The organism is Streptomyces sp. MnatMP-M17, from assembly GCF_900091995.1.
GTDB lineage: Bacteria > Actinomycetota > Actinomycetes > Streptomycetales > Streptomycetaceae > Streptomyces.
This window is the reverse complement of the sequence record NZ_FMDK01000960.1, coordinates 1-5,335: the sequence shown is the minus strand read 5'-3', so window position 1 is coordinate 5,335 and position 5,335 is coordinate 1. Positions and strand designations below refer to the sequence as shown.

Here is a 5,335-nt window from a genome sequence, read left to right as displayed (position 1 = left end):
CTCGCCGGCTCGTGCTCGGCGGCGAGCCGGTCGAGTTGAGCGAGATCCGCGCCCGGGAACGCCCGCGACAGAGCGCCCGCGCCGACGCTGGAGGCGCCGCCGGGCAGCCAATGCCCGTCCGGCGAAAGGTGGTTGTAGAGCACACCGGCGGGGTCGTGCAGCGGAGCCGCGGTGACGCCCTTGAGTACGAGAGTGGTGCCGAGGACGGTGTTCCACTGTCCAACGCCCCAGGCCCCGGAGCCGAGTTGGGCCGCGCAGCCGTCGGTCATTCCCGCGACGACCGGAGTGCCCTCGGCCAGTCCCGTACCGGCCGCCGCCTCCTCGCACACCGTACCGAGCCCGGTGCCCGGCGCCACCACCTCGGGAAAGTCGAGACGGGACAGACCGAGCCGGTCGTGGACGGCGGTGGGCCAGGTACGGGTGTGCAGGTCGTAGCCGGTCTTGAGGGCATGGCTGGAGTCGGTCGGCACGGGACGCCCGACCAGCCGGGTGGTGATGAAGTCGGACTGGTGGCAGACGCGCGCGCCCTTGAGCCGGGAGGCGCCCCTGAGTCCGGAGGCGGCGCCGTCCCGCCGCGACTCGCGCTCGGTGCGGGTCAGCCAGAGGAGTTTGGCGAGGGCCCAGGTCGGCTGGATGCGGTGGCCGAGCGTACGCCACACCTCCGCGCCGGCCTCCTGCGCGTCCCGCGCCTCGCCCGCGGCCCTGCCGTCGTCGTACATCAGCGCGGGCGTCAGCGGATTCCCACGAGGATCGGTCAGCAGGACGGTGCCCGAGGTGGCACACACGGCAACTCCCCGTACGCGCGCGGCGGAGAGCGTACGCAGCGTCCGGCGGACGGCGGCGCGCGTGCTCTCCCACCAGTCGGCCGGAAGCTGTTCATGGCGGTTGCCCTCGCGCCGGCCGGTGAGCGGCGCCGAGCCCCGGCCCAGTACGTGTCCGTCGTCGGTGACGGCCAGGGCACGCACGCTCTGCGTCCCCAGGTCGATCCCCATCCACACGTCCTTGTGGCGTGTGTCCGTCACAGATTCCCACCTTCCACGTCCCGTCGCCTGCCGGTCGTCTTCTCGTCGCCCGCTGGTGATCTCACGATGCTTTTCACATCGTGCCCATGATGGTGCACCAGGGGGCGCGCACCGGGGTCCACGGGACCGGGATTCCGTTGTCTCACCTGGTGAGGACGGTGGGACGGCATCAGACGGTATCGGTTGACGGGTTGACCCGATCGCCGCCCTTGGTGAACACTGCCGAACGGTACATCAGCAATCTATGTTATATCCTCAGAGCTTCATGTTATTGATGAGCTGTCTCGGGCGGAGGAGCACACACGTCCTCACCTGTCCCGTGCACGACGGATCGGAACAGGACCGGGAAATGTCACAGGACAAGAGCCAGCGAGGTCCCATACAGCGGCGCCGGGAGATCTCCGACCATGTGCTGACCGAAGGGTCGGCATCGGCGGCGGACCTGGCGGAGCGGTTCGGTGTGAGTCCGATGACGATCTACCGGGACATCGATGAGCTCGAACGGGAAGGCGTACTGCGCAAGTTCCGTGGCGGTGTCACGGCGCAGCCCTCCGGAGTCTTCGAGAGCAATGTGGCCTACCGCAAGAATTCAATGAGGGCGGAGAAGGAGGCTCTCGCCGCGAAGGCCGTCACACTCATCGAGCCCGGGATGTCCGTGATGATCGACGACTCGACCACCGCGCTGGAACTGGCCAGGCTCCTTCCTCGTATCGAGCCGCTGACCGTCGTCACCAATTTCCTCGAAGCGCTGAATCTGCTGGCCGACGAGCGCGGTCTCCATCTCATGGCCCTGGGCGGTGACTACGATCCGCTGCACGACTCCTTCCTGGGAGTGCCGTGCGTGGAGGCCGTCGAGGCGCTGCGCGTCGATCTCTGCTTCGTATCCACCTCGTCGGTGTACGGCGACTACGCCTTCCATCAGGAACAGCGCATAGTCGCGGTCAAACGCGCGATGCTCAAGTCCGCCGGGCGCAATGTGCTGATGATCGACCACTCCAAGCTCGCCCGCACCGCACTGCACCGGCTGGCGCCGCTGTCCGCCTTCGATCTGGTGCTGATCGACGACCGCACACCGCCGGAGGCCCTGCGGGCCCTCGACGAGAGCGGTGTCCGCTACGAACTCGCCCCCACCTGAGCCGTCAAGCCGCCACGCCGTCAAGCGTCAAGCGTCAAGCCGCCAAGGAGACCCTGGCCGATGAGAATCCTCGCCGCGGGCGACCATTTCGTCGCTCCCGAACTGCTCGCCCGGGAGCTGACGGCCGAGATCGGCACCGCTCACACGATTGACGAAGTGTGTCTGCCCTGGCCGCTCACTCCCTTCGGGCCGGTCTCCGAGGTGGACGAAGCATCGGGCGACGAGGAGACACTTCTCGCCGCGCTCGACGGAGCGCGGGTCTGTGTGACCCAGATGGCTCCGGTGACCAGGAAGGTCCTCGCCGGAGCACCGGAACTGCGGCTGGTGGTCGTCGGCCGCGGCGGGCCCGTCAATGTCAATCTGGACGCGGCGAGGGAGCACGGCGTCCAGGTCTGCAACACTCCGGGGCGCAATGCCGCCGCCACCGCCGAGTACACCGTCGGACTGCTGCTCGCCACGATGCGCCGTATCCCGGAGACCTCGGCGGCGCTCGCCGCGGGCCGCTGGGCGGGCGAGTTCTATACGTACGACAACTGCGGGCCCGGTCTCGCCGGTGCGACCGTCGGACTGATCGGCTGCGGCGCGGTCGGCAGCCGCGTGGCGAGGGCCCTGACCTCCCTCGGCTCGGACGTCCTGGTGTACGACCCGTACGCCGACCAGAACGCCCTGCGCGAGGTGGGCACGCCCGTCGCCGCTCTGGACGAGTTGCTGCGCCGCTCCGCCGTCGTCTCGCTGCACGCGCGGCTGACATCCGAGACGCGCGGTCTGCTCGGCGCCCGCGAGCTGGCCCTGCTCCCCGACGGCGCGGTCCTGGTCAACTGTGCACGCGGCGCGCTCCTGGACGAGGACGCCCTGTGCGACGCCCTGGAGTCGGGCCGGCTCGCCGCGGCCGGACTCGATGTGTTCGCCGTGGAGCCTCCGCCGCCCGGCTCCCGGCTGCGCTCGGCTCCTCGGCTGGTCATGACGCCTCATCTCGCGGGCGCGAACAAGTCGGTGGCGCACAACGCGGCACGCGTCGCCGCCGCCGAGGTCGGCCGGTTCCTGCGTGGCGAACAGCTCGCGCACCGTGTCGTCTGAGAAGAGCGTCGTTAAACGGAGTGGTAATCGCGGTAGTTGAGGGAGCGTCAGCCGAGCCGAGCAGGAAGGGGCTGCACAGTGTTCGTCGGCCTGGACATGGGAACCTCGGTCGCGAAGGCGGTGGCCTTCGACGAGGACGGCACCGCACTGCGCGTGGAGTCGACACCGATCGCGCTCGGCGGGCGCGGTGACCGGGTGGAGCAGGACGTCGAAGAGGTGGTACGGGCCGCCTCCCGTGTCCTGGGAGCGGTGACCGAGGGCCGGGTGCCCGCGCTGGTCGCCCTTACCGGCCAGGGCGACGGGCTGTGGCTGGTCGACGCCGAGGGACGGCCCGTACGGCCCGCGCTGTCGTGGATGGACGGCCGGGCCGGTGATCTCGTCGCGGGCTGGATGGCCGACGGTACGGCGGAGCGGCTGTACCGGCACACCGGCAATGTTCTCTTCCCGGGCTCTCCCGGCCCGCTGATGGCCTGGCTCGACCGCAACGAACCGAGGTCACTGGACGCGGCCACCACCGCCGCCTGCTGCAAGGACATCCTCCATCTGCGGCTCACCGGCGAGCGCGGCACCGATCTCTCCGACGCGTCGGTGCCCTTCCTCGATCCCCGCACCCGTACCTACTCCCCCGAGGTGCTGACGGCTCTCGGAGTCGGACACCGCGCCGGTCTGCTGCCTCCGATCGCGGCGACTCTGCCGTACGGAGAGGCCACCGGCCGTACGCCCGGCCTGGCCGAGGGCACGCCGGTCAGCTCCGGTCCGTACGATCTGCCCGCGTCCGCGCTCGGCGCGGGCGTGACCGAGCCGGGTGACGGACTGCTCATCGTCGGTACGACTCTGGCGTGCCAGGTCGTGGTCGAACGCGTCGCGCTGGACGAGGATCCGGTCGGATTCCATCTCGCCACGGCCCGGCCCGACCGCCATATGCGGGCGCTGCCCGCGATGACCGGGACGGTCGCGCTCGACTGGGTGCTCGGTCTCACCGGCACCTCCCACGAGCAGGTCTCCGGTCTGCTGGACACAACTCCGCGCGGCGCCCACGGTGTTGCCGCGCTGCCCTATCTGTCGCCCTCCGGCGAGCGCGCGCCCTTCGTGGACCACACCGCGCGGGCGGAGTTCACCGGTCTCGATCTGCGGGCGTCGCGCGCCGATCTGGTACGCGCTATGTGCGAGGCGATCGCCTTCGCGGCCCGGCACTGTCTGGAGGCCGCGGGCCTCACCGGTGAACTCGCCGTCTGCGGTGGCGGCGCGCGCAGTCTGGCGTGGCTGCGGATCTTCGCCGATGTGCTCGGCCGCCCGCTGCGTGTCGCCCGTGGACCGGAACCGGGCGCGCGCGGAGCGGTGCTGGCCGCGGTCGCGGCCCGGGACGCGGAATTCGGCCCGGCCCTGGACACCGGCGTCTGGACCGCGCCGGACGCGGTGGTGGATCCGGACCCCACGGGTGTGGAGTTCTACGAACAGGCCTACGCGGACTATCTGTTCAGGGTGGAGAGCGCGCGGGCGCGGTGGCAGGGACCGGCCGGGGCGCGCTGAGCTGAGCACCCGGCCGGGTCCGCCGGATCACTCGGCAAGCAGTCGTACGGGACCCATCAGGCCGGTGACGCGCTGTCCCGGGAAAACGAAATGAGTCGGGCTCGCGGCGTCCAAGTGCGGTGCGAGTGTACCGAAGACGGTGATCTCGATCGTGTTCTCGCCGGCCGTGACCAGTCCTGTCACCTCGAAGACATACGGAGAGCACACACGGACTCCGGCCGCGACGCCGCCGATCCGTACCTCCGCCGTGCCGCGTACCCGCCCGAGGTCGAGCAACAACCGCCCACCGGGCGCCTTTTGGGCTTCCAGGGCCTCGGCGGGCACCGTCATCCGGCGCGTGTAGCGCACTCCACCGCTGTACTCGGCGAGGCCCTGCGCCTCCCAGTCGCCCGTCCGGATCAGCCCTGGGCCGATCTCGCAGCGTACGGGACCGGCCAGGGCGGCGCCGCCCTGGCGGCCGGGAGCGGTCCGCACGCGCAGGGCGACGGTGCGTGGTCCGGAAGGGCCGTCGGCCGGCAGTTCGACGGTCACCGTGTGCACGCCGTCGGCGCCGGTACGGCTGGGGGGGGGC

Annotated in this window: 5 protein-coding genes; 3 read left to right on the top strand and 2 right to left on the bottom strand. The window is 70.7% G+C overall.

Features of this window, described 5'->3' with window-relative positions; all coding sequences use genetic code 11:
- On the bottom strand, positions 1 to 992 hold a 992-nt coding region (locus tag GA0115259_RS34150), incomplete at its 3' end, for an FGGY-family carbohydrate kinase (RefSeq protein ID WP_256098269.1).
- A 379-nt stretch (positions 993 to 1,371) separates the two neighbouring features.
- Between GA0115259_RS34150 and GA0115259_RS34145 the strand changes: the two genes are divergently transcribed.
- The 3 genes from GA0115259_RS34145 to GA0115259_RS34135 all read left to right on the top strand — a co-directional run bounded on the left by GA0115259_RS34145 (position 1,372) and on the right by GA0115259_RS34135 (position 4,764).
- Positions 1,372 to 2,157, top strand: a complete 786-nt coding sequence (locus tag GA0115259_RS34145) for a DeoR/GlpR family DNA-binding transcription regulator (protein ID WP_093604095.1) — start codon at positions 1,372 to 1,374, stop codon at positions 2,155 to 2,157.
- Between the two features lie 60 nt (positions 2,158 to 2,217).
- A complete protein-coding gene (locus GA0115259_RS34140; RefSeq protein WP_093604093.1) occupies positions 2,218 to 3,234 on the top strand; it encodes a 2-hydroxyacid dehydrogenase in 1,017 nt (338 codons plus the stop codon).
- Between the two features lie 78 nt (positions 3,235 to 3,312).
- A complete protein-coding gene (locus GA0115259_RS34135; protein WP_093604091.1) occupies positions 3,313 to 4,764 on the top strand; it encodes an FGGY-family carbohydrate kinase in 1,452 nt (483 codons plus the stop codon).
- A gap of 27 nt (positions 4,765 to 4,791) precedes the next feature.
- Here GA0115259_RS34135 and GA0115259_RS34130 read toward each other — a convergent pair.
- A partial coding sequence (locus GA0115259_RS34130) for a glycosylhydrolase-like jelly roll fold domain-containing protein (RefSeq protein ID WP_345941062.1) occupies positions 4,792 to 5,335 on the bottom strand: 544 nt, incomplete at its 5' end.

Bases quoted from the DNA above. Each gene is read 5' to 3' on its own strand.
- GA0115259_RS34145 (WP_093604095.1), top strand. From the start codon at position 1,372: ATGTCACAGGACAAGAGCCAGCGAGGTCCCATACAGCGGCGCCGGGAG.
- GA0115259_RS34140 (WP_093604093.1), top strand. From the start codon at position 2,218: ATGAGAATCCTCGCCGCGGGCGACCATTTCGTCGCTCCCGAACTGCTC.